At 64.2% G+C, this 18,497-nt stretch carries 17 protein-coding genes; 2 read left to right on the top strand and 15 right to left on the bottom strand.

The features are described from left to right. The 12 genes from HKX24_RS15325 to HKX24_RS15270 form a co-directional block, all read right to left on the bottom strand. On the bottom strand, positions 1–1,506 hold the full coding sequence (locus tag HKX24_RS15325; RefSeq protein WP_271692254.1) for a mannitol dehydrogenase family protein: 1,506 nt from the start codon (positions 1,504–1,506) through the stop codon (positions 1–3). A 72-nt stretch (positions 1,507–1,578) separates the two neighbouring features. Next, positions 1,579–2,583 (bottom strand): ABC transporter ATP-binding protein, encoded by a 1,005-nt coding sequence (locus HKX24_RS15320; RefSeq protein ID WP_271692256.1) that lies wholly within the window; start codon positions 2,581–2,583, stop codon positions 1,579–1,581. Positions 2,584–2,598: 15 nt separating this feature from the next. Beyond that, positions 2,599–3,429 carry a carbohydrate ABC transporter permease gene (locus HKX24_RS15315; RefSeq protein WP_271692258.1) on the bottom strand — a complete coding sequence of 277 codons (831 nt, stop codon included), beginning with the start codon at positions 3,427–3,429 and terminating at the stop codon, positions 2,599–2,601. Positions 3,430–3,441: 12 nt separating this feature from the next. Then, positions 3,442–4,308, bottom strand: coding sequence for a sugar ABC transporter permease (locus HKX24_RS15310; protein WP_136720472.1), 867 nt, complete (start codon positions 4,306–4,308; stop codon positions 3,442–3,444). Positions 4,309–4,426: 118 nt separating this feature from the next. Continuing rightward, positions 4,427–5,731, bottom strand: coding sequence for a sugar ABC transporter substrate-binding protein (locus HKX24_RS15305; RefSeq protein WP_271692259.1), 1,305 nt, complete (start codon positions 5,729–5,731; stop codon positions 4,427–4,429). Between the two features lie 115 nt (positions 5,732–5,846). Continuing rightward, complete coding sequence (locus HKX24_RS15300) at positions 5,847–6,878, bottom strand: LacI family DNA-binding transcriptional regulator (protein ID WP_271692260.1); 1,032 nt, start codon at positions 6,876–6,878, stop codon at positions 5,847–5,849. A gap of 148 nt (positions 6,879–7,026) precedes the next feature. Then, positions 7,027–7,680 (bottom strand): bifunctional 4-hydroxy-2-oxoglutarate aldolase/2-dehydro-3-deoxy-phosphogluconate aldolase, encoded by a 654-nt coding sequence (eda, locus tag HKX24_RS15295; protein WP_271692262.1) that lies wholly within the window; start codon positions 7,678–7,680, stop codon positions 7,027–7,029. A 3-nt stretch (positions 7,681–7,683) separates the two neighbouring features. Next, positions 7,684–9,492: a phosphogluconate dehydratase gene (edd, locus tag HKX24_RS15290; RefSeq protein WP_271692264.1), complete on the bottom strand. Its 1,809-nt coding sequence runs from the start codon at positions 9,490–9,492 to the stop codon at positions 7,684–7,686. Beyond that, the gene (gene zwf, locus HKX24_RS15285) at positions 9,489–10,952 is read right to left on the bottom strand and encodes a glucose-6-phosphate dehydrogenase (protein ID WP_271692266.1); all 1,464 of its coding nucleotides are present in this window, start codon (positions 10,950–10,952) and stop codon (positions 9,489–9,491) included. Before zwf ends, edd begins: the two co-directional genes overlap by 4 nt. 149 nt (positions 10,953–11,101) lie before the next feature. Continuing rightward, positions 11,102–12,028 (bottom strand): carbohydrate kinase, encoded by a 927-nt coding sequence (locus tag HKX24_RS15280; protein ID WP_271692267.1) that lies wholly within the window; start codon positions 12,026–12,028, stop codon positions 11,102–11,104. 3 nt (positions 12,029–12,031) lie between these two features. Beyond that, on the bottom strand, positions 12,032–13,159 hold the full coding sequence (locus HKX24_RS15275; protein ID WP_271693853.1) for an ROK family transcriptional regulator: 1,128 nt from the start codon (positions 13,157–13,159) through the stop codon (positions 12,032–12,034). 198 nt (positions 13,160–13,357) lie between these two features. Next, positions 13,358–14,428, bottom strand: a complete 1,071-nt coding sequence (locus HKX24_RS15270; RefSeq protein WP_271692268.1) for an alcohol dehydrogenase family protein — start codon at positions 14,426–14,428, stop codon at positions 13,358–13,360. A gap of 88 nt (positions 14,429–14,516) precedes the next feature. Here HKX24_RS15270 and HKX24_RS15265 point away from each other — a divergent pair, with 88 nt between their 5' ends. After that, the gene (locus HKX24_RS15265; RefSeq protein WP_271692269.1) at positions 14,517–15,050 is read left to right on the top strand and encodes a TetR/AcrR family transcriptional regulator; all 534 of its coding nucleotides are present in this window, start codon (positions 14,517–14,519) and stop codon (positions 15,048–15,050) included. 18 nt (positions 15,051–15,068) lie between these two features. Then, complete coding sequence (locus HKX24_RS15260; protein WP_271692270.1) at positions 15,069–16,004, top strand: EamA family transporter; 936 nt, start codon at positions 15,069–15,071, stop codon at positions 16,002–16,004. A 13-nt stretch (positions 16,005–16,017) separates the two neighbouring features. Here the strand turns inward: HKX24_RS15260 and HKX24_RS15255 are convergent, their stop codons facing one another. From HKX24_RS15255 to HKX24_RS15245, 3 genes are read right to left on the bottom strand one after another with little or no spacing between them, the layout of a single operon-like run. Next, positions 16,018–16,977, bottom strand: a complete 960-nt coding sequence (locus tag HKX24_RS15255) for a D-glycerate dehydrogenase (RefSeq protein WP_271692272.1) — start codon at positions 16,975–16,977, stop codon at positions 16,018–16,020. A gap of 3 nt (positions 16,978–16,980) precedes the next feature. Then, the gene (locus HKX24_RS15250; protein ID WP_271692273.1) at positions 16,981–17,142 is read right to left on the bottom strand and encodes a hypothetical protein; all 162 of its coding nucleotides are present in this window, start codon (positions 17,140–17,142) and stop codon (positions 16,981–16,983) included. A 10-nt stretch (positions 17,143–17,152) separates the two neighbouring features. After that, positions 17,153–18,490, bottom strand: a complete 1,338-nt coding sequence (locus HKX24_RS15245; RefSeq protein WP_271692274.1) for an amidase — start codon at positions 18,488–18,490, stop codon at positions 17,153–17,155. Positions 18,491–18,497: the final 7 nt, after the last annotated feature.

Raw genomic sequence — 18,497 nt, 5'->3', positions numbered from 1 at the left:
TTAGCCTACCTTGCTGGCGCGACCGCTGCTCTGATCAGCCTGCGTATAGGCATCCATCGCCGCGACGGCGCCCTCGTCCCAAATGAGCGTGAGCCAAGCAACAAAGGCGTCGCGGAAGCCTTCGGCCTGCGCGAGATCGCCATAAAGACGGTCTTGCTCCAACCATGCCACGGGCCGCGTGCGTGCAGTCTGCGCCACAGCTTTCAGCTCGTCCCAGATCGGATCGTTTGCCGCAATCTCGGTGCCGTTTTCCCGCGTGCCTGCACACATCCGCGCCCAGAGCGCTTCGACCAAGGCCAAACCACTGACCGAACGCCCCGCCGCCAGTTGATCGCGCAAGATCGGCAGCACGAAACCGGTGTGCCGCGCCGAGCCGTCAAAGGCGACGCGGCTGGTGGTGTCGACGATGCGCGGGTTCGAGAAGCGCTGTTCGATCAGGTCGAGATAGGCAAGCGGCGTCATGCCCGGCACCGGGGCGACCGTCTGGGTGATCTCTTCGGCCTGCACGCGGTGGAACATCGCGCGGATCGCCGGATGGGCCATAGTGCCGGAAATCGTCTCGATCCCCAGCACCTCACCGACATTGGCCAAGACCTGATGGCCCGCGTTGAGGATGCGGATTTTCATCTTCTCATAGGCGTGCACCTCGTCCGAGAAGGTGGCCCCCACCTGATCCCAATCCGGGCGGCCCGCGCAGAAGTCGTCCTCGATCACCCATTGGCGGAAGGCTTCATGGGTGACGGGGGCGGCGTCGTTCACGCCGAACTCCCGCGCCTGTGCGATCTCGGCGGGGCCGGTGGCCGGGGCGATGCAATCGACCATGGAGTTGGGGAAACTGGCGTTTGCCTCGATCCAATCGGCCAGCGCCGGGTCGGACATGCGCGCCAGCGACACGACCGCTTGGCGCAGGATATCGCCGTTGCCTTGCAGATTGTCACAGCTCAGCCCGGTGAACGGCCCCTGCCCCGCATCGCGGCGCAGCCGCAGGGCCGCGACGATGGCCCCAAAGGCGGTGCGCGGGGTTTCGGGATGGGCCGCGTCATGGATGATATCGGCATGGGTCGCGTCGAACCCCTTGCTCACCGGGTCGATGTAATAGCCGCTCTCCGTGACGGTCAGCCCGACGATGCGAATGGCCGGATCGGTCATGGCGCGGATCAGGGCGCCGTTGCCCTCTTCGATCGGCAGGTAGTCGATCATGGACCCCACCACCTCGGCCGAGGTCTGCGCGGGGTCGAGTTCGATCAGCGTCGTCAAACAGTCCTGCGCCAAGAGCTTCTCGCGCATGGCCGCATCATAGGGGCGCACGCCCGCGCCGAGGATCGCCCAGTCATGCGCTTGGCCGTTCTGCATCAAACGATGCAGATACCACGCTTGATGCGCGCGGTGGAAATTGCCTACGCCGATATGCACGATACCGGGGGTCAGGGCGCTGCGGTCATAGCTGGGGTGGGCGATGTCGAGATCACCCAGCGTCGCGTTCGAGAGGTCTACCAGTTTATCCATGATCCACATCCTTAAAGGGCCGCGCACCGGGGAAAGGGTACGGGGGTCGGCCTGTCATTCCTGCCGCTTGCATTACTCGACCCGAAGGCCCTGCGCGTCGAACCGGTGGAGCTTGTCCGCCTGCGGGGTCAGGAAAATCCGGTCCCCATGTCGGACCGACAATTCGCCATCCACGCGCACGGTCATCGGGTCGCAGCCCGCCACGCCATGGACGTGCAAGAAGGTGTCGGAGCCCAGATGCTCGGCCACGCCGATGGTGCCCTCCCATGCGCCTTCGGTGGTGGAGACATCGAAATGCTCGGGCCGGATGCCGATGGTCGGCGCGCCACGCGCTTCGGCTTCGGCGCCCTTGATCAGGTTCATCTTGGGCGAGCCGATGAAGCCCGCGACGAATTCGTTGCGCGGCTTGTAGTAAAGCTCAAGCGGGGAGCCGACCTGTTCGATATGGCCCGCCCGCAGCACGACAATCTTGTCGGCCATGGTCATCGCTTCGACCTGATCGTGGGTGACGTAGATCATCGTCGTGGCCAGCCGCTTGTGCAGCTCGCTGATCTCAAGACGCATCCCCACCCGTAGCGCGGCGTCGAGGTTCGACAGCGGCTCGTCGAAAAGGAACGCCGAAGGCTCCCGCACAATGGCACGGCCAATGGCGACCCGCTGGCGCTGACCGCCTGACAATTGGCCCGGACGGCGGTCAAGATAGTCGGTCAGGTTCAGCGCCTTGGCAGCCGCTTCAATCCGGCGGTTCTGCTCATCCACGGGCAGCCCGGCCATCTTCATCGGAAAGGCGATGTTTTTGCGCACCGACATATGCGGATAAAGCGCGTAGGATTGGAACACCATCGCCAGACCCCGTTTCGCGGGTGGCACGTTAGTCGCATCGGTGCCGTCGATCTCGATATGGCCCGAGGTGATGTCCTCCAGGCCCGCGATCAGCCGCAGCAGGGTTGATTTACCGCAGCCCGAGGGGCCGACAAAGACCGTGAACTCGCCATCTTCGATGGTCAGATCAAGGGGCGGAATGACTTCCACATCGCCGAAGCTTTTGGAAACCTGATTGAGTTTAATTTGTCCCATGTGACTGTCCCTTGCTTACTTGACTGCGCCGAAAGTCAGGCCGCTGACGAGTTGTTTCTGGCTGAACCAGCCGAGGATGAGGATTGGCGCGATGGCCATGGTGGAGGCCGCGCTGAGCTTGGCGTAGAAAAGGCCTTCGGGGCTGGAATAGCTCGCGATGAAGGCGGTGAGCGGTGCGGCCTTGGCCGCGGTGAGGTTTAGCGTCCAGAAGGCTTCGTTCCATGCGAGGATGAAGTTCAACAGCAGGGTGGAGGCAATGCCCGGCACCGCCATGGGCGTGAGGACGTAAAGCACCTCTTCGCGCAGGCTTGCCCCATCCATCCGTGCCGCTTCCAAAATCTCACCGGGGATTTCGCGGAAGTAGGTGTAGAGCATCCAGACGATGATCGGCAGGTTGATGAGCATCAGGATGATGACCAGTGCGATCTTGCTGTCGAGCACGCCGAACTGGATGCAGAGCAGATAGATCGGGTAGAGCACGCCCACCGCGGGCAGCATCTTGGTCGAGAGCATCCAGAGCAGGATATCCTTGGTCCGCTTGCCGGGGACGAAGGCCATCGACCATGCGGCAGGCACCGCGATCAGGATGCCAAGGATGGTCGAGCCGCCCGCGATGACGATGGAGTTCCACAGGAAGCGCCCGTAGTTCGACCGTTCCAGAACCGCCTCGTAATTCGCCAGCGTCCAGTCGAAGCCGAGGAAGATCGGCGGATCGGCGATGGCCTGTGCTTCGGTCTTGAAGCTGGTGAGGATGGTCCAAAGGATGGGGAAGAAGATCAGGAAACCGATGCCCCAAGCGAGGGCCGTGTTGACGATCTTGCGTTGCCTTGTGACTGCGCGTGCCATGATGTCTCCTCCTCAGGCGTCCAGGTTCTTGCCGACGATGCGCATCAGGAAGATGGCGACGATATTGGCGAGAATGATTGCATAGACACCGCCCGCCGATCCGAGGCCGATGTTCTGGCTCTCCAGCACGCGCTGGAAGATGAGATAGGTCAGTGTTTTGGTGCCGAAGGCCCCGCCCGTGGTCACGAAAATCTCCGCGAAAATCGACAAGAGAAAGATCGTCTGGATCAGGATCACCACGGTGATCGCGCGGCCCAGATGCGGCAGGGTGATATAGGCGAAACGTTTGGTCACCGGCGCGCCGTCCATCTCGGCGGCGTCAAGCTGCTCGCGGTCGAGCGACTGGATCGCGGTGAGCAGGATCAGCGTCGCGAAGGGCAGCCATTGCCAGGATACGATGATGATGATCGACGACAGCGAAGCTTGGCTCATCCATTGCACCGGGGTGGCGCCAAAAAACTCCCACAGATGCGCGAACAGGCCATAGTTCGGGTCCATGAACATGTTCTTCCACACCAAAGCCGACACGGTGGGCATGACGAAAAAGGGCGCGATGACAAGGATGCGGACAAAGCCCTGACCCCACATCGGCTGGTTCAACAGAAGGGCAAGCAGGATGCCGAGGCAGACCGTGATCGCCAGCACACCGCCAACGATGATCAGCGTGGTCATCACCGAGGGCCAGAAAGAGCTGGAGGTGACGAAGCGCACATAGTTGTCGAACCCCACCCAGCCCAGATCGCCGCCGCGCATCGGCAGGTATTTCTTGAAAGAGAAATAGAGCGTCATGGTCAGCGGGATGAGCATCCATCCAAGGAGCAAGACCACCGCAGGGGCCATCATCAGGCGTGCCGCTGATCGGGAATGTTGGGTAGCCATCGGGCACATCTCCTCTGCCGGCGGCGGATGCCGCTGTTAGGTGAAGGGTATCATATCAGGTGGTGGGGCGGAAAAGGGCGGCGGTGGTCGCCGCCCTTTGAGCCGTGGAAGCGGCGGCTTAGCGGTAGCCTGCAGCTTCCATTGCGTCGTTGGTCAGGTCTTGGGCCTTCTCAAGCGCCTCTTCGACGGTCTGCTGACCGGCATAGGCGGCAGAGAACTCTTGGCTCACGTCGGTCGCGATGCCTGCAAACTCGGGGATCGCGGCGAATTGCACACCGACGTAAGGCGTCGGATCGACGGTGGAGTTCTCAGGATCAGCCGACAGGATCGAGTCGAGTGTCATCTGCGCGAAGGGTACTTTCTGGTACTCGGGGTTCTCATAGAGCGACTTGCGCGCGCCGGGAGGAACGTTTGCCCAACCTTCGTTCTCGGCAACCATCTCAATGTAGTCTTTCGAGGTGGCCCATTCGATGAACTCTTTTGCGGCATCTTCTTTCTGAGTGCCCGCCGGGATTGCCAGCGCCCATGCCCAGAGCCAGTTGGAGCGTTTGCCAAGGCCCGTGTCCGGTGCCAGCGCAAAGCCAACCTTGTCAGCCACGGTGGAATCGTCAGGGTTGGTCACGAAAGACGCCGCCACGGTGGCGTCGATCCACATGCCGCATTTGCCCTGCTGGAACAGCGAGAGGTTCTCGTTGAACCCGTTGGAGGCATAGCCCGCCGGGCCGCTTTCATCCATCAGGTCTTTGTAGAAGTTGATCGTGTTGGCCCATGCCTCGGTGTCGAACTGGGCATTCCAGTCTTCATCGAACCAGCGCGCGCCAAAGGAGTTGGACATCGCCGTGATCAGCGCACCGCCCTCGCCCCAACCGGCCTTGCCGCGCAGGCAGATGCCGTTGATGTCGTTCTGACGATCGGTCATGGCGGCGGCGGCTTCGCGGATGAATTCCCATGTCGGGTCTTTCGGCATTTCCATGCCGGCTTTTTCCATCAGATCGGTGCGGTACATGATCATAGAGCTTTCGCCGTAGAACGGTGCCGCATAAAGCGTGCCGTCATGGCTCAGACCACCGGCCATGGCGGGCAGGATATCGTCTGCGTCGTATTCATCGCTGAGGTCGTCCAGCGGCACCAGCCAGCCGTTCGCGCCCCAGATCGGCGTCTCATACATGCCGATGGTCATGATGTCGAAAGAGCCACCCTTGGTCGAGATGTCGGTGGTGACGCGCTGGCGCAGCACGTTCTCTTCCAAAGTGACCCACTCCACTTCGTGGCCGGTCTCTTCGGTGAATTTGTCGGTGTAGCCTTGCATGCGGATCATGTCGCCGTTGTTGACGGTGGCGATGGTGATCGTCTCGGCAACCGCGCCGCCCGCCATGATCAGGCCCAAAGCCGTCGCGGCGTAAAGTGATTTATCGCAGAACATCGATAGTTCCTCCCTCTATAGATGATGCACCGAGACTAACGACCTACGCAACGCGCAGTCAAATTAAATTTTACGCGCGATAACTATTTTCTGAGCAACTTGCGAACTCAATGACTTAGGCAGAGGTGCGCATCACCAGCTTGCCGTCAAACAGTGACTCTTCGCGCTCGGTCAGCCGGGTTTCGCTTTCGATGATGCGAAACAGGGTACTGGCGGCACGATTCGCGATGGCCCCGTAATCCTGTGCGATGGTGGTCAGCGGCGGGCAAGTATAGCGCGAGAACGGGTGGTCGTCCTGCCCCGCGATCCGCATGGCGCAATCCTTGCCATGCCCCACGCGTAGCCCCATCCCATAGGCCGCCGAGAGCATCCCGATGGCCAGACGGTCGTTCGAGCAGAGCACCGTATCCGTCTCGAACGCCCCCGCCGAGATCAGCTTGCCACCCTCGGTCGCGCCGATCTCTTCAAAGTTCCAGCCCTCCCCCGGCACCTGATGGATATGTGGTGCAAAGCCGTGCCGCTCCATCGCTTCCAGATAGGCTTGGCGGCGCTTGTTGGCGTTGGGGTTGCTGGGGGTCTTCATCTCGAAAAAACAGGGCGGCTCACCGCTGCGGCAGAGATATTCGACGATCAAATCAACGCTTTGGAAGTTGTCGGTGCCGACGAAAGCCTCGCAAACCCCTTCGACATTGGCGTCAAAGGTCACCACCGGCACATCCTTGCAAAAGCGCGCGATCTCGTCACGGTCCGAGGCTTTGCCGAAGGGCGCCAGCAGCACGCCCGCCGGTTTCAGCGCCCGAAGCGAGTCGAGATTGGCGCGCTCCTGCACCGGGTTGCCGTGCGAGCTGAGCAAAATCGGGCTATAGCCCTCGGCCAGACAGGCCAGTTCCACCTCGCGGCCAATCTCGGAAAAGAACGGGTCGGCGAGGTTGGGCACGACCACGCCGATGTTGCGGGTTTTGCGGCGGTTCTGGTTCACCGCATAGACGTTCGGGCGATAGTCATACTGGCTCAGCGCCGCTTCAATCCGCTCCCGGGTCGAGCGCCGCACGCTGTCGGCATCGTTAAAGTATTTCGACAGGGTGGGCCGCGAAATGCCGCTCACGGCGGCAAACTCCTCCATATTGCGGATCTTCTGCTGGCCCATCTTAACCCTCCCTTAACGAAACGCTGCGCGCGTAAACTAAAGTCAATATAGAGATAAGTTCGCCCAGCCAGCAAGGGGTTGGTGGCGTCAGGCTTTCCGCGGCCCTCTGGGGGGCAACGGAAAGCCTGCGCTCGGCCCTCTTCCGGGGTTAACCGGCCTTGCCCAATTGCGCTGCGGCGCGGGCCAGCGCTTCGATCCCGGCCCAGTCCCCGGCATCGATCAGTTTCTTCGGCGCGACCCAGCTGCCGCCTGCGCAAAGCACGTTGGGCAGGCTCAGGTAGCTTTCCGCATTGTCGGGGCTGACACCGCCCGTCGGGCAGAAGGTGATCTGCGGCAGGGGCGCGCCGATGGCCTTGAGCGCAGGCGCACCGCCCGAAGCTTCGGCGGGGAAGAATTTCAGCATTTCATAGCCGCGCGCGAACAACTGCATCGCCTCGCTCGCCGTGGCGGCGCCGGGCAAGAGGGGAAGCTCTTCCTCCTCGCAGGCCGCGATCAACGCATCGGTGGCACCGGGCGAGACGCCAAAGGTCGCCCCCGCCCGTTTCGCCGCGCGCACGTCTTCGGGGGTGACCAGCGTCCCCGCCCCCACGTGGCCGCCCGCAACCTCGGCCATGGCGGCGATCGCGTCGAGGGCGGCGGGGGTGCGCAGGGTCACTTCCAAAGCAGGCAGCCCGCCCGCGACCAGCGCCTCGGCCAAGGGCCGGGCGTCGGCGACATCTTCGATCACCAACACGGGCACGATCGGGGCAAGCGCACAGATTTCACGGGTGCGACCGCTGGCGTCTTTTGCAGTAAGGGTCATGGATCAGCCTCCAAAAATGGTTGCGCCGGTGGTAGCAGAACCGACGGTGTCGCGGAACATAGCGAACAACTCGCGCCCCGTCCCGGCATGATAAGCAGAAAGATCAGCGGTGACGTTGGAGCGGTCGTCGAATTCTTCGGCCAGCACGTCAAGCGTCCCTGCCACGGCATCAACCCGCAGCAGATCGCCATCTTGCACCCGCGCGATGGGGCCGCCGTCGACCGCCTCGGGGCTGACGTGGATCGCCGCAGGCACCTTGCCCGACGCGCCCGACATGCGCCCATCGGTGACCAGCGCCACCTTCTGACCGCGCCCCTGAAGGATCGACAGAAGCGGCGTCAGGCTGTGCAACTCGGGCATGCCGTTGGCTTTGGGCCCTTGGAAACGGACGACGACAACCAGATCGCCGGTCAGCTCTCCGGCCTTGAAGGCCGCCTTCACCTCGTTCTGATCCGCAAAGACTCGCGCCGGGGCTTCGATAACGTGATGTTCGGGCGCCACGGCAGAGACCTTCATACAGGCAGTGCCGAGCGACCCGGCCATGCGGCGCAGCCCGCCGGTGGGCTGGAAAGGATCGCTGGCGGGCCGGAGGATTTTCTCGTTCAGGCTCTCGCCTGCGCCCTTCTCCCAGACCAGACCCTCGCCCTTTAGCTTCGGCTCGGCGATGTAATGCTCCAACCCCTGCCCGGCGACGGTCAGTGTGTCGGGGTGCAGATGGCCGGAGTTGAGCAATTCGCCGATCATATAGCCCAGCCCCCCGGCGGCGTGGAAATGGTTCACATCCGCCAGACCGTTGGGATAGACCCGCGCCAGCAGCGGCGTGACATCGGAGATGTCCGAGAAATCCTCCCAATCCAGAATGATCCCCCCGGCCCGCGCCATGGCGATGAGGTGGATCAGCAGGTTGGTCGACCCGCCCGTGGCGTTGAGCCCGACGATCCCGTTCACGAAAGCCTTTTCATCCAAAACCGAGGCGACGGGCGTGTAATCATTGCCCAAAGCGCTCAGCGCCAGCGCGCGTTTCGCGCCTTCCTGGGTCAGCGCATCGCGCAGCAGCCCATTTGGCGGCACAAAGCTCGCCCCCGGCAGGTGCAGCCCCATGAACTCCATCAACATCTGGTTGGTGTTGGCAGTGCCGTAAAAGGTGCAGGTGCCCGGCCCGTGATAGGCGGCCATCTCGGCGGCCATCAGCGCGTCGCGCCCGACTTCGCCCGCGGCGAATTGCTGGCGCACCTTGGCCTTCTCATCATTCGACAGCCCGCTTTCCATCGGCCCGGCGGGCAGGAAGACGGCTGGCAAATGGCCGAAAGCCTGCGCCGCGATCACCAGCCCGGGCACGATCTTGTCACAGACCCCAAGGAAAACCGCCGCGTCAAATGTGTTGTGGCTGAGCGCCACCGAGGCCGCCAAGGCGATCACATCACGCGAGAAAAGCGACAGTTCCATCCCCGCTTCGCCTTGGGTCACCCCGTCGCACATGGCGGGAACCCCGCCCGCGACCTGCGCAGTGCCGCCCGCCGCCCGCACGGCGTCGCGGATCAGATCGGGGTAGCGCTCAAACGGCTGATGCGCCGAAAGCATGTCGTTATAGGTCGTCACGATCCCGAGGTTGCCCGCGCTGGTGGTCGCCAGCCGGTCCTTATCCGCGCCAGAGGCGGCATAGGCATGGGCCTGCCCGCTACAAGACAGATGCGCGCGGGCCGGACCCTTGGCGCGGGCGGCTTCCATCCGGTCGAGGTAGGGCCGCCGGGTCGCCTCGCTGCGGGCGATGATACGGTCGGTGACGCGGTCAATCGTGGAATGCAGGGTCATGTCTCGTCCTTTCGTGTGATCTCGCGCCAGCGGCGGCCGTCGCGGTGCATCAGCATCAGCGCCTCTTCGGGGCCGGAGCTGCCGGGGTCATAGGGATACGGAGGTTGCCGGGTCTCTTCCCAGCCGTGAATGATCGGATCGGCCCAAGCCCAAGCGGCTTCGACCTCGTCCCCGCGCATGAAGAGCGTCTGATCGCCGCGGATCACATCCATGATCAACCGCTCATAGGCGTCCTGCGGGGTGCCCTGCTCGCCCAAGGCATCGGCAAAGGTCATATCCAGCGCCACTTCGGCCAGACGCATGCCGCCGGGGCCGGGGTCTTTGATGGTGTTGCGCAGGGTGATGCCCTCATCCGGTTGCAACCGGATGATCAGGGCGTTGCCCTTATGCCCCTCTGTCGCGGGGAAGATCATATGCGGCGGGTCGCGGAAGATCACCGCGATCTCGGAACTGCGCCCGCGCAGTTTCTTGCCCGTGCGCAGGTAGAACGGCGTGCCCGCCCACCGCCAATTGGCGATCTTCACCTTCATCGCGACAAAGCTTTCGGTGCGGCTGTCGGGGTCGCCCGCATGGGCGCGATAGCTGCCCGCGCCATTGGCGGCGCGGTACTGGCCGCGAGCAATGTCCTTCTGCGCCACAGGCTCCAGCGCTTCAATCACCTTCACCTTCTCATCGCGCACCGCGTTGGGGTCAAAGCGCGAGGGCGGCTCCATCGCCGTCAGACACAGCAGTTGCATCAGATGGTTCTGCACCATGTCGCGCATGGCGCCCGATTTATCGTAGTATTCGCCCCGCCCTTCGACACCGAGGCTTTCGGACACGGTGATCTGCACATGGTCGATATGGGTGGAATTCCACAGCGGCTCCCACAGCGCATTGGCGAAACGCAGCGCCATGAGGTTCTGCACCGTCTCTTTGCCAAGGTAATGGTCGATCCGGTAAATCTGGCTCTCGTCGAAATTGGCACGCAGGTCGGCGTTCAGAGCCTGCGCGGTTTCCAAATCATGGCCAAAGGGCTTTTCGACGACGATGCGGCTCTCGGCTGTGGCGATGCCGTGATCATGCAGCTTGCCACCAATCGTGCCGAAGAGCGACGGCGAGACCGAGAGGTAGAAGGCCCGCACGACATCATCGCGCATCAGGTCTTTGAGATCCGCCCAGCCCGCATCGCCCGACGCATCCACGCGCACGTAATGCACCATGCCAAGGAACCGCTCCAAGGCGGCACTCTCTTGGGCCAGCTTGGGGGCGAACTCCAGTAGGCTGTCGCGGATCATCTTGCGGAAGGCATCGGCATCAAGCTCGGAACGGGCCGCGCCGACGATCCGCGCGGCCTCCGGCATCTGGCCGACGGTAAAGCGGTGAAACAGACCGGGCAGAATCTTGCGCCGGGCAAGGTCGCCGGTCGCGCCGAAAATAACAAGGTCGAAAGGATCAACGGGGATTACGCGCGATACCATGGGGTCAGCCCTCCTGCCTGCGCAGGTGCGCTACGGCACCCTGTTTTCGATTGCCCAAAGCCATCACCACCCCCTTCGCGCCCTCCTCCGGGCGGCCACTGGTAGCGCTAACATATTTGAGCGAAAAAGATAGGCGGTTCTTCAACATTTCATATTTCCTCTACCCAAGGCGGGTTTGCCCCGGCCCGTGAAACGGTCACGGCGGCAACCCGCGCACCATAGGCCAGCGCTTCGGACAGCACCTCCGGCGCAAGGGTGGCAAGCGCAGATTTATGCAACTGCCCCAGCTCCGACATCTTGGCCAGAACGCCTGCGTTGAACGTGTCGCCCGCGCCGACCGTATCGACGATTTCGGCTTTCACGGCGGGCACTTGCACCTCTTCGCCATTCGCCAGATAGCCCGTCGCCCCCTCGCCCCCGCGGGTCAGGATGACAACCGATGGACCCTTCTTTAGCAACTCGGCCACCTTGTCGCGCAGCGACAGCGGCGCGGGGTTGATCCAGTTCAGATCCTCATCCGAGACTTTCACGATATCCGACAGCGCCAGCATCCGGTCGAGCCTTTGGCGATAACGTTCGATATCTTTGATGAAACCGGGGCGGATGTTGGGGTCGATCATCACCGCGCGGCCCTCGGCGTTGCGCGCCAATAGCTCGGCATAGGCATCCGCCCCCGGCTCGCAGGCCAGACTGATCCCGCCGAAATAAAGCGCTGAAACCTCGCTCGACAGTGCGGGCATATCCTCGGGCGTGATCATCCGCCCGGCGGAGTTTTCGTCATAGAAATCATAGGTCGCATGGCCGCCCACCAGCCGCACGAAGGCCAGCGTCGTCGGACGGTCGGACAGGACAACATGCGACACATCCACATGGCTTGCCTTCAACCCGTCGACCAACTGCCGCCCGAACATGTCCGACGACAGGCCCGAGAGCATCCCCACCTGCGCGCCGAGCCGCCCCAATGCGATGGCCGTGTTGAACACCGCCCCGCCCGCATGGGGCACGAAACCATCGGGGCCCGCCTTGGTCGGGGTCGGGATCATATCGATCAAGGCTTCTCCGCAGCAAAGGATCATCTGTCAGCCTTTCAAAAATGCGTCACGGTCGACGAGGAAACGGTCCGAAAGCGGCAGGCTCGCCGCGCCGAGCGCACGGGCATCGCTGCCGACGGTGCCTTCGCGCAATTCGGGAAGGGTGACGCCCGGCAAGGGCCGGGCGGCGAGGTGGCGGCGGGTGCGGGTGACCAATTCGGCGCGAACCTCTGCGGGTACCGACCCGTCGATCATCACCGTGTCGAAATCAATCAAACATGTCGCGGCCCGGATCGCCTGCGCCAATGCCTCGGTCGTGCTGTCGAGCCATGGGTGCAAAATGTCATCGCCAAAGCCCCAAGCCGCCGGATCGCTCCAAGGGGCGCGGCGGGTCTCCCCGGCCTCTTGCAAGGCGCCCTCCAAAGTCGCCAAAGAGGCCACATCGACCAATTGCCGCGCCGCATCCCCGGCCAACGGCATGGAGCCGAGCGCCCCGGCATTGCCGCTTTTGCCGGTGTAGAGCTTGCTGTCCAGCACCAGCCCGCCGCCGACGAAATAGCCAATGTAGAAATAGAGGAAATCGCGCGGTTTGTCCTGCGCGCCAAAGACCAGTTCCGCCCCACAAGCGGCAGAGGTGTCATTGCAGATATAGATCGGCAGATCGACCAGTTCCGCCAAAGCCGCTTCGATATCAAAGGTCTGCCACGCACTCAGATCGCCGCCCGCGACTTCCCATTCCCAGATGCCAAACGGCAGGGCCACGCCCAGCCCGGCCACCCGCGCCTGCTGCTCGGCGGAGAGGGAGGCAAGCGCGTCCCGCAAAGCGCGCGCGGCAAAGGCCATGACCGCATCGGGCGTGGGATGGGCGTAGGTCTCGCTGCTGTGGCGGGTCACCTGCCCTTCGAAATCGGTCAGGATCAATTCAACGCTGCGCCGCCCAACCTTCAGCCCCAGAAAGAACGCACCCTCGGCGTTCAGGCTAATCGGCACCGATGGCTGCCCCACCCGGCCCCGCACCCGCGCGCCTTTCTTCAGCAAACCCTCGGCTTCGAGGGCGCGCATGATGACGGAGACGGTCTGCGCCGACAGGCCCGTAAGCCGGGCAATCTCGGCCTTGGACGTCGGCCCGCTGCGCCGGATGAGCGACAGAACCAGCCGTTCGTTATAGGCCCGCATCCCGCTTTGGTTCGAGCCGCGCGCGGCGCGGTCGGCGACTGTCTGTAGCTGCTGCAAACTGGCCTCCCCCCGGTTCATGCGGCGTTTCACCGGAGAAATCCCAGATGGGAGCAAGTGAGTCAACGCTTAAATCAATCTAATTGACTTATTGCGCGATGAAGGGCCGACCGCCTAAAGGCGAGCGGCCCGCTTTTGCGGTTAATCCGCCACCGTGATCCCGATTTTCCCCATATGGGACTTTTTGATGAAAGCTTCCTGCGCCTGTTTCAGATCGCGCAGCGCGTAGGTTTCCGCCACGACAGGCCGGATTTCCCCGCGTTCGATATAGCCCACCAGATCGGCAAAAACGCTTGGCTCTTGCCGCGTGCTGCCCATCAGGGTCAGGTCCTTGAGGTAGAGCGTGCGCAGGTCCAACTCCACGATCGGCCCGGCAATCGCGCCCGAGGTCACATAGCGCCCGCGCGTCACCAGCGCGTCAAGCAATTTGGGCCAACCCGCCCCGCCCACGAGGTCGAGCACCACGTCATAGCTGTCCTCCGGCAGGGCCGCATCCCGGTCGAACGTCTCATCCGCGCCAAGCGCCTTCAGCGCCTCCATCTTGCCGGGGCTGGTCACCGCCGTCACATGCGCGCCGCGCCGTTTGGCCAGCTGCACCGCCGCAGAGCCGACCCCGCCCGAGGCGCCGGTGATCAACACACGTTCGGCCCCCAAAGCGGCCCGCTGTATCATCCCCTCGGCCGTCGAAAAGGCGCAGGGAAAGGAGGCGAGTTCAACGTCCGTGAGGGCGCTATCGACCCGCAGCGCATTGCTGGCCTCGGCGGTTGCATATTCCGCAAAACCGCCGTCCCGCTCCGATCCGAAGGTGACCAGATCGTCCGGCCCCGCGCCCGCAGGGCTGTACATCGGGCGGATCAGAACCCGTTCGCCGATCCGGCCTTGCTCGACATCCGCGCCCACGGCCACGACCTCTCCGCAGCAATCGGCCCCTTGGATGCGCGGAAAACTCAGTGCGCCAGACCAGCCGCCATCGGCGTCCGACGCGCCGCCGTAGCCCTCGCTCGCCGCCGAGCCGGTGTCGCTGCGCACCGCTTTGGAATACCAGCCCGTGCGCGTGTTCACATCCGTGTTGTTCACCGCCGCCGCGCCGACGCGAACCAGAACCTCCCCGGCGGCGGGCTTTGGCAGCGCGACATCCTCGCGCCACGCCAGCTTGTCCAAGCCGCCATGGCCGGTCAGCAGCATCGCTTTCATGGTCTTCGGTAGGGTCATCGCTCGGGCTCCTTCAGCGGCGGAATGGTCAAGTGTAGAATGATTACTCTACTTGCGTAGGTAGAGCGTCCCCTCTACATCGTCAAGCATGACAGATACCAAAAGCAAGATCGCCGCCGGGCTGGAACGTGCCTTTGCCACCCGCGGCTTTGCCGACCCCAGCGTCGAAGACCTACGCGATGCGGCCGGGGTGAGCCTGCGCACGCTCTACAAATACACCCCCTCCCGCGCCGAAATGGTACTGGCCGCGCTAGAGAACCGGCAGCAACGCTATCTGGCGCTGGTCTTCGGCGATCTGCCCGAGACCCCGACCGAGGCGCTTGAGACAATTCTGGCCCGCGTCGGGCAGTGGATGGAAACGGAAACCTCGCACGGCTGCCTGTTCCACGCCGCCGTCGCCGCCGACCCCGGCAGCGAAAAACTGCACGCCTTGCTCTCACGCCATAAGGCCGAGGTCGCGGCCAAGGCCGCCGCAGCCGCCGATCTGCCGGGCGCGGAGACCGAGTTGCTGTTGATCCTCGAAGGGCTCACACAGACTTGGCCGCTACGCGGGGCGCAGGCGGTGACCGCCGCGCAGCATTTGGCCAAAACGCTGCTGCGCGATGCGCGCCAGCACCAATGACATGCTAGGGACGTTTTCATGATGCAGGGCCACCGCTGGGGCGTGATCGCCATCCTTTTCGCTGCCGTGGTCTGGGGCACGACCGGCACCGCCGCCACCTTCGCCCCCGAGGTCAGCGCCGCCGCCATCGGTGCCGCTGCCATGGGGCTGGGCGGGATCGCACAGGCCCTCTGGGCCGGGCGGGGCATCCTGAACCAACGGCGGCGGCTCTGGCAACAGCGCCGCCTGCTGGTCATCGGCGCGCTGGCCGTGGCGATCTATCCGCTGGCCTTTTACGGCGCAATGCGGCTGGCGGGGGTGACGGTGGGCACGGTCATCACCATCGGCTCCGCCCCGCTGCTCTCGGCGCTGATCGAATACCTGTTGGATGGCCGACGCCTGACCCTGCGCTGGTCCTTCGGTGCGGCGGTCGGGCTGATCGGCATGGGGCTGATCTGCTTGGCCGAGGGCGATGCCCATGGCAGCGCGGTAAGCGCGCCTTCCATCCCTCTGGGCGTTTTGCTGGGTCTGATCGGCGGTTTCACCTACGCGCTTTATTCGTGGAGCGCGCGCCGGATGATGCTGCAAGGCACCGGCTCTGCCGTGGCCATGGGGGCGACCTTTGGGCTGGGCGGGCTGTTGCTGATGCCGGTGCTGGCGGTCTCGGGCGGGGCGTTTCTGGCCTCGTGGACCAACGCCGCGGTGGGGCTTTACATGGCCGCCGTGCCGATGTTTCTGGGCTATATCGCCTTTGGCTACGGCCTCGCCCGGGTGGAAGCGAGCACGGCGACAGTGATCACCCTGTTCGAGCCGGTCGTCGCGGCGGTGCTGGCCGTGGTCATCGTGGGCGAACGCCTGCCCCCGCAGGGCTGGGTCGGCGTGGCGCTGGTGATCGGCTGTTTGGCCATCATCACCCTGCCCGCCCCGCGACGGCTGCGGCGGCATACACCTGCCCCGCCGCCACGCGCCACCTAGGCGGCCGCTGCCGCTAAAGCTGATCCGGCGGCGTCTCACCCCGGAAAAAATGGTCGAGATTGTCCAGCGCCTTGAAGCCCATCGCGTCGCGGGTGGCCACGGTGGCGCTGCCGACATGGGGCATCATCATCACGTTATCATGCGCCGCAAAGGCCGGATTGCCGCCCGGCTCGGTCACGAAGCAATCCAGCCCCGCCGCGCCGACATGACCCGAAGTGAGCGCGTCGAGCAGTGCCGCCTCATCCACCAGATTGCCCCGCGCGGTGTTTACGATCACGCAGCCCTTGGGCATCTGCGCGAGGCGCGTGGCGTTCATGAGGCCCACCGTCTCGGGCGTGGCCGGGCAGTGCAACGAGAGGAAGTCCGACACCGCCAACAGGTCGTCCAACTCGGCGTGATATATCGCCCCCGCCTCCGGCTCCGGGTCCAGACGGCGGCGGTTGTGGTAGTGGATCTCCATATCCAGCCCGCGCGCCTTGCGGGCAAAGGCACGGCCCACGCCGCCCATCCCGATGATGCCAAGCCGCGCGCCGGAAAGCTGTTTGCCCACCAGCATCGCAGGCGACCACGACTGCCACTGCCCGCTGCGCACCAGCCGGTCCCCGGCAACCGCATGACGGGCCGCGCCCAGCATCAACATCAGCGCCAGTTCCGCCGTGGCATCCGACAAAACACCGGGCGTGTTCGTCACCACGATCCCCCGCGCCTTGAGGCTGGGCAGATCGCAGTGATCGACGCCCACAGAATGGTTCGCGATGATCTTGAGCCGAGGGTCGAGCCGGGCCACAACCTCGGCGCTGAAATGTTCGGAATGACAGGGGATCATACCATCGACACGCGCGCTCATCGCAATGATGTCCTCGGCGCTGCCGGGCTTGTCGGCGGGATCCCAGATCACCTCGTAATCCCGCCTCGCGCGGTCGAGCGTGGCCTCTGACAGCTGCCGTGTGATCCAAATGACGGGTTTGCCCATGGCTCAGTCCCGATCTTTCCGGCTGGAGGTGAAAAAGTCATAGGCCACAAAAGCCAGCGTCACCGCGACGATGGTGATCAGGTCGATGCTGGGCACCTCCACTGCGAGGATCAGCAAAAACACCGCAATCGCGGCAAAGGCGAGCAGGGCAAGTAGGCGGTTCATGGTCTCATCCTCATTCAGTTGCACCATCGGCCCAGTCGAAAAGCCACTGGGCGCTGCGCATCAGACGCCCGTCCTGGCCGTGACCGCCGACCAGTTGCACCCCCATCGGCAGCCCCTCTTCCGAGGTCATCAACGGCAGGGTCACACAGGGGCTGCCGCAGAGCGTCCAAAGACCGTTGAAAATCGGGTCACCGGTGGTCTTTAACCCGCGCGGCGCGGGGCCGGTGGCTGCGGGGCAGAGCAGCACGTCGCAACGGGTCAGCATTTCTTCCAGCGCGGCGGTCAGCACCTTGGGCAAGTCGCGGGCCGATTGGTAATCGCGGGCAAGCACCTTATTGCCCGCCTCCATCGCCTCCCGCGCCACGGGAGAGAGCAGCTCGGCCCCGTCGCGCAGATAGGGGTAGAAGTGATAGGCCATCTCGGCAAAGTTGATGCGTTTGCGCGCCTCGGCGGCCTCGTTAAAGACCGGCGGCAGGGGCATCTCGAAAGCCTGATCGCCAAGCGCCGCGACCAGTTCCTCGAAAGCGGCGTGCAGCTGCGGATCGGCATCCTCCCACCCCGGCGGGCGGACAAAGCCGAAAACCGGCGGGATCGGCGGCGCGCTGCTCGCCTCGGCCAAAAGCGCGGGGGTCGGGGCAAGCTCGGTCGCGCGGTCTTCGGGATCATGGCCGAACAGCACCTCGGCCAGCAGCGCCGCCCCTGCGGGATCGCTGGCAAAGACGCCGATGGTGTCGAGCGAGGGCGATTGCGTCAGCACCCCCCGGCGCGGGATCGCGCCGAAGGTTGGTTTGAACCCGGTGACCCCGCAATAGGACGCAGGTCGGATCACCGACCCGCCGGTTTGCGTGCCAATGGCCAAGGGCACCATCCCATCCGCCACCGCCGCCGCCGACCCTTGGGACGAGCCGCCGGGGCTATGCGCCGGATTATGCGGATTGGTGGTCTTGCCCGGATGCATGAAGGCCAGTTCGGTAGTGACCGTCTTGCCCATGATGATCGCGCCCTCGGCCCGCAGCCGCTCGACAATGAAAGCATCGCGCAGCGGCACGCGCCCCTTGTCCTGCGCCGCGCCGTTTTCGGTGGGGATGCTGCGCGTGTCGATCACGTCTTTCAGCCCCACCGGGAGCCCGTGCAACCGCCCAAGCGGCCGGCCCGCCCGGCGATGATTGTCGAGCGTTCGGGCCTGCGCACGGGCGAATTCGGAGTCGAACCACGCCCAAGCGCCCACGACTTCCTCGCGCGCTTCGATCCGCGCGATGTAGCTTTCCACCAGCGCCAGCGCATCCAATGCGCCGGTCGCCAGACGGTCCCGCAACTCGACCACGCCGAGCGCCGCCGGGGCGGTCATCCTTGGC

Source organism: Sulfitobacter sp. M85 (genome assembly GCF_029285915.1).
GTDB lineage: Bacteria > Pseudomonadota > Alphaproteobacteria > Rhodobacterales > Rhodobacteraceae > Sulfitobacter > Sulfitobacter faviae.
The sequence above is the reverse complement of the archived record's forward strand: the minus strand, read 5'-3'. Positions and strand labels throughout refer to the sequence as shown.

Coding starts and splice junctions, on each gene's coding strand:
- HKX24_RS15245 (WP_271692274.1), bottom strand. CDS start 18,490: ATGACCGCCCCGGCGGCGCTCGGCGTGGTCGAGTTGCGGGACCGTCTG.
- HKX24_RS15265 (WP_271692269.1), top strand. CDS start 14,517: ATGACAGATACCAAAAGCAAGATCGCCGCCGGGCTGGAACGTGCCTTT.
- HKX24_RS15255 (WP_271692272.1), bottom strand. CDS start 16,977: ATGGGCAAACCCGTCATTTGGATCACACGGCAGCTGTCAGAGGCCACG.
- HKX24_RS15300 (WP_271692260.1), bottom strand. CDS start 6,878: ATGGGCCAGCAGAAGATCCGCAATATGGAGGAGTTTGCCGCCGTGAGC.
- HKX24_RS15305 (WP_271692259.1), bottom strand. CDS start 5,731: ATGTTCTGCGATAAATCACTTTACGCCGCGACGGCTTTGGGCCTGATC.
- edd (WP_271692264.1), bottom strand. CDS start 9,492: ATGACCCTGCATTCCACGATTGACCGCGTCACCGACCGTATCATCGCC.
- HKX24_RS15325 (WP_271692254.1), bottom strand. CDS start 1,506: ATGGATAAACTGGTAGACCTCTCGAACGCGACGCTGGGTGATCTCGAC.
- HKX24_RS15280 (WP_271692267.1), bottom strand. CDS start 12,028: ATGATCCTTTGCTGCGGAGAAGCCTTGATCGATATGATCCCGACCCCG.
- HKX24_RS15320 (WP_271692256.1), bottom strand. CDS start 2,583: ATGGGACAAATTAAACTCAATCAGGTTTCCAAAAGCTTCGGCGATGTG.
- HKX24_RS15270 (WP_271692268.1), bottom strand. CDS start 14,428: ATGACCCTACCGAAGACCATGAAAGCGATGCTGCTGACCGGCCATGGC.
- HKX24_RS15310 (WP_136720472.1), bottom strand. CDS start 4,308: ATGGCTACCCAACATTCCCGATCAGCGGCACGCCTGATGATGGCCCCT.
- zwf (WP_271692266.1), bottom strand. CDS start 10,952: ATGGTATCGCGCGTAATCCCCGTTGATCCTTTCGACCTTGTTATTTTC.
- HKX24_RS15275 (WP_271693853.1), bottom strand. CDS start 13,159: ATGCGGGCCTATAACGAACGGCTGGTTCTGTCGCTCATCCGGCGCAGC.
- HKX24_RS15315 (WP_271692258.1), bottom strand. CDS start 3,429: ATGGCACGCGCAGTCACAAGGCAACGCAAGATCGTCAACACGGCCCTC.
- eda (WP_271692262.1), bottom strand. CDS start 7,680: ATGACCCTTACTGCAAAAGACGCCAGCGGTCGCACCCGTGAAATCTGT.
- HKX24_RS15260 (WP_271692270.1), top strand. CDS start 15,069: ATGATGCAGGGCCACCGCTGGGGCGTGATCGCCATCCTTTTCGCTGCC.
- HKX24_RS15250 (WP_271692273.1), bottom strand. CDS start 17,142: ATGAACCGCCTACTTGCCCTGCTCGCCTTTGCCGCGATTGCGGTGTTT.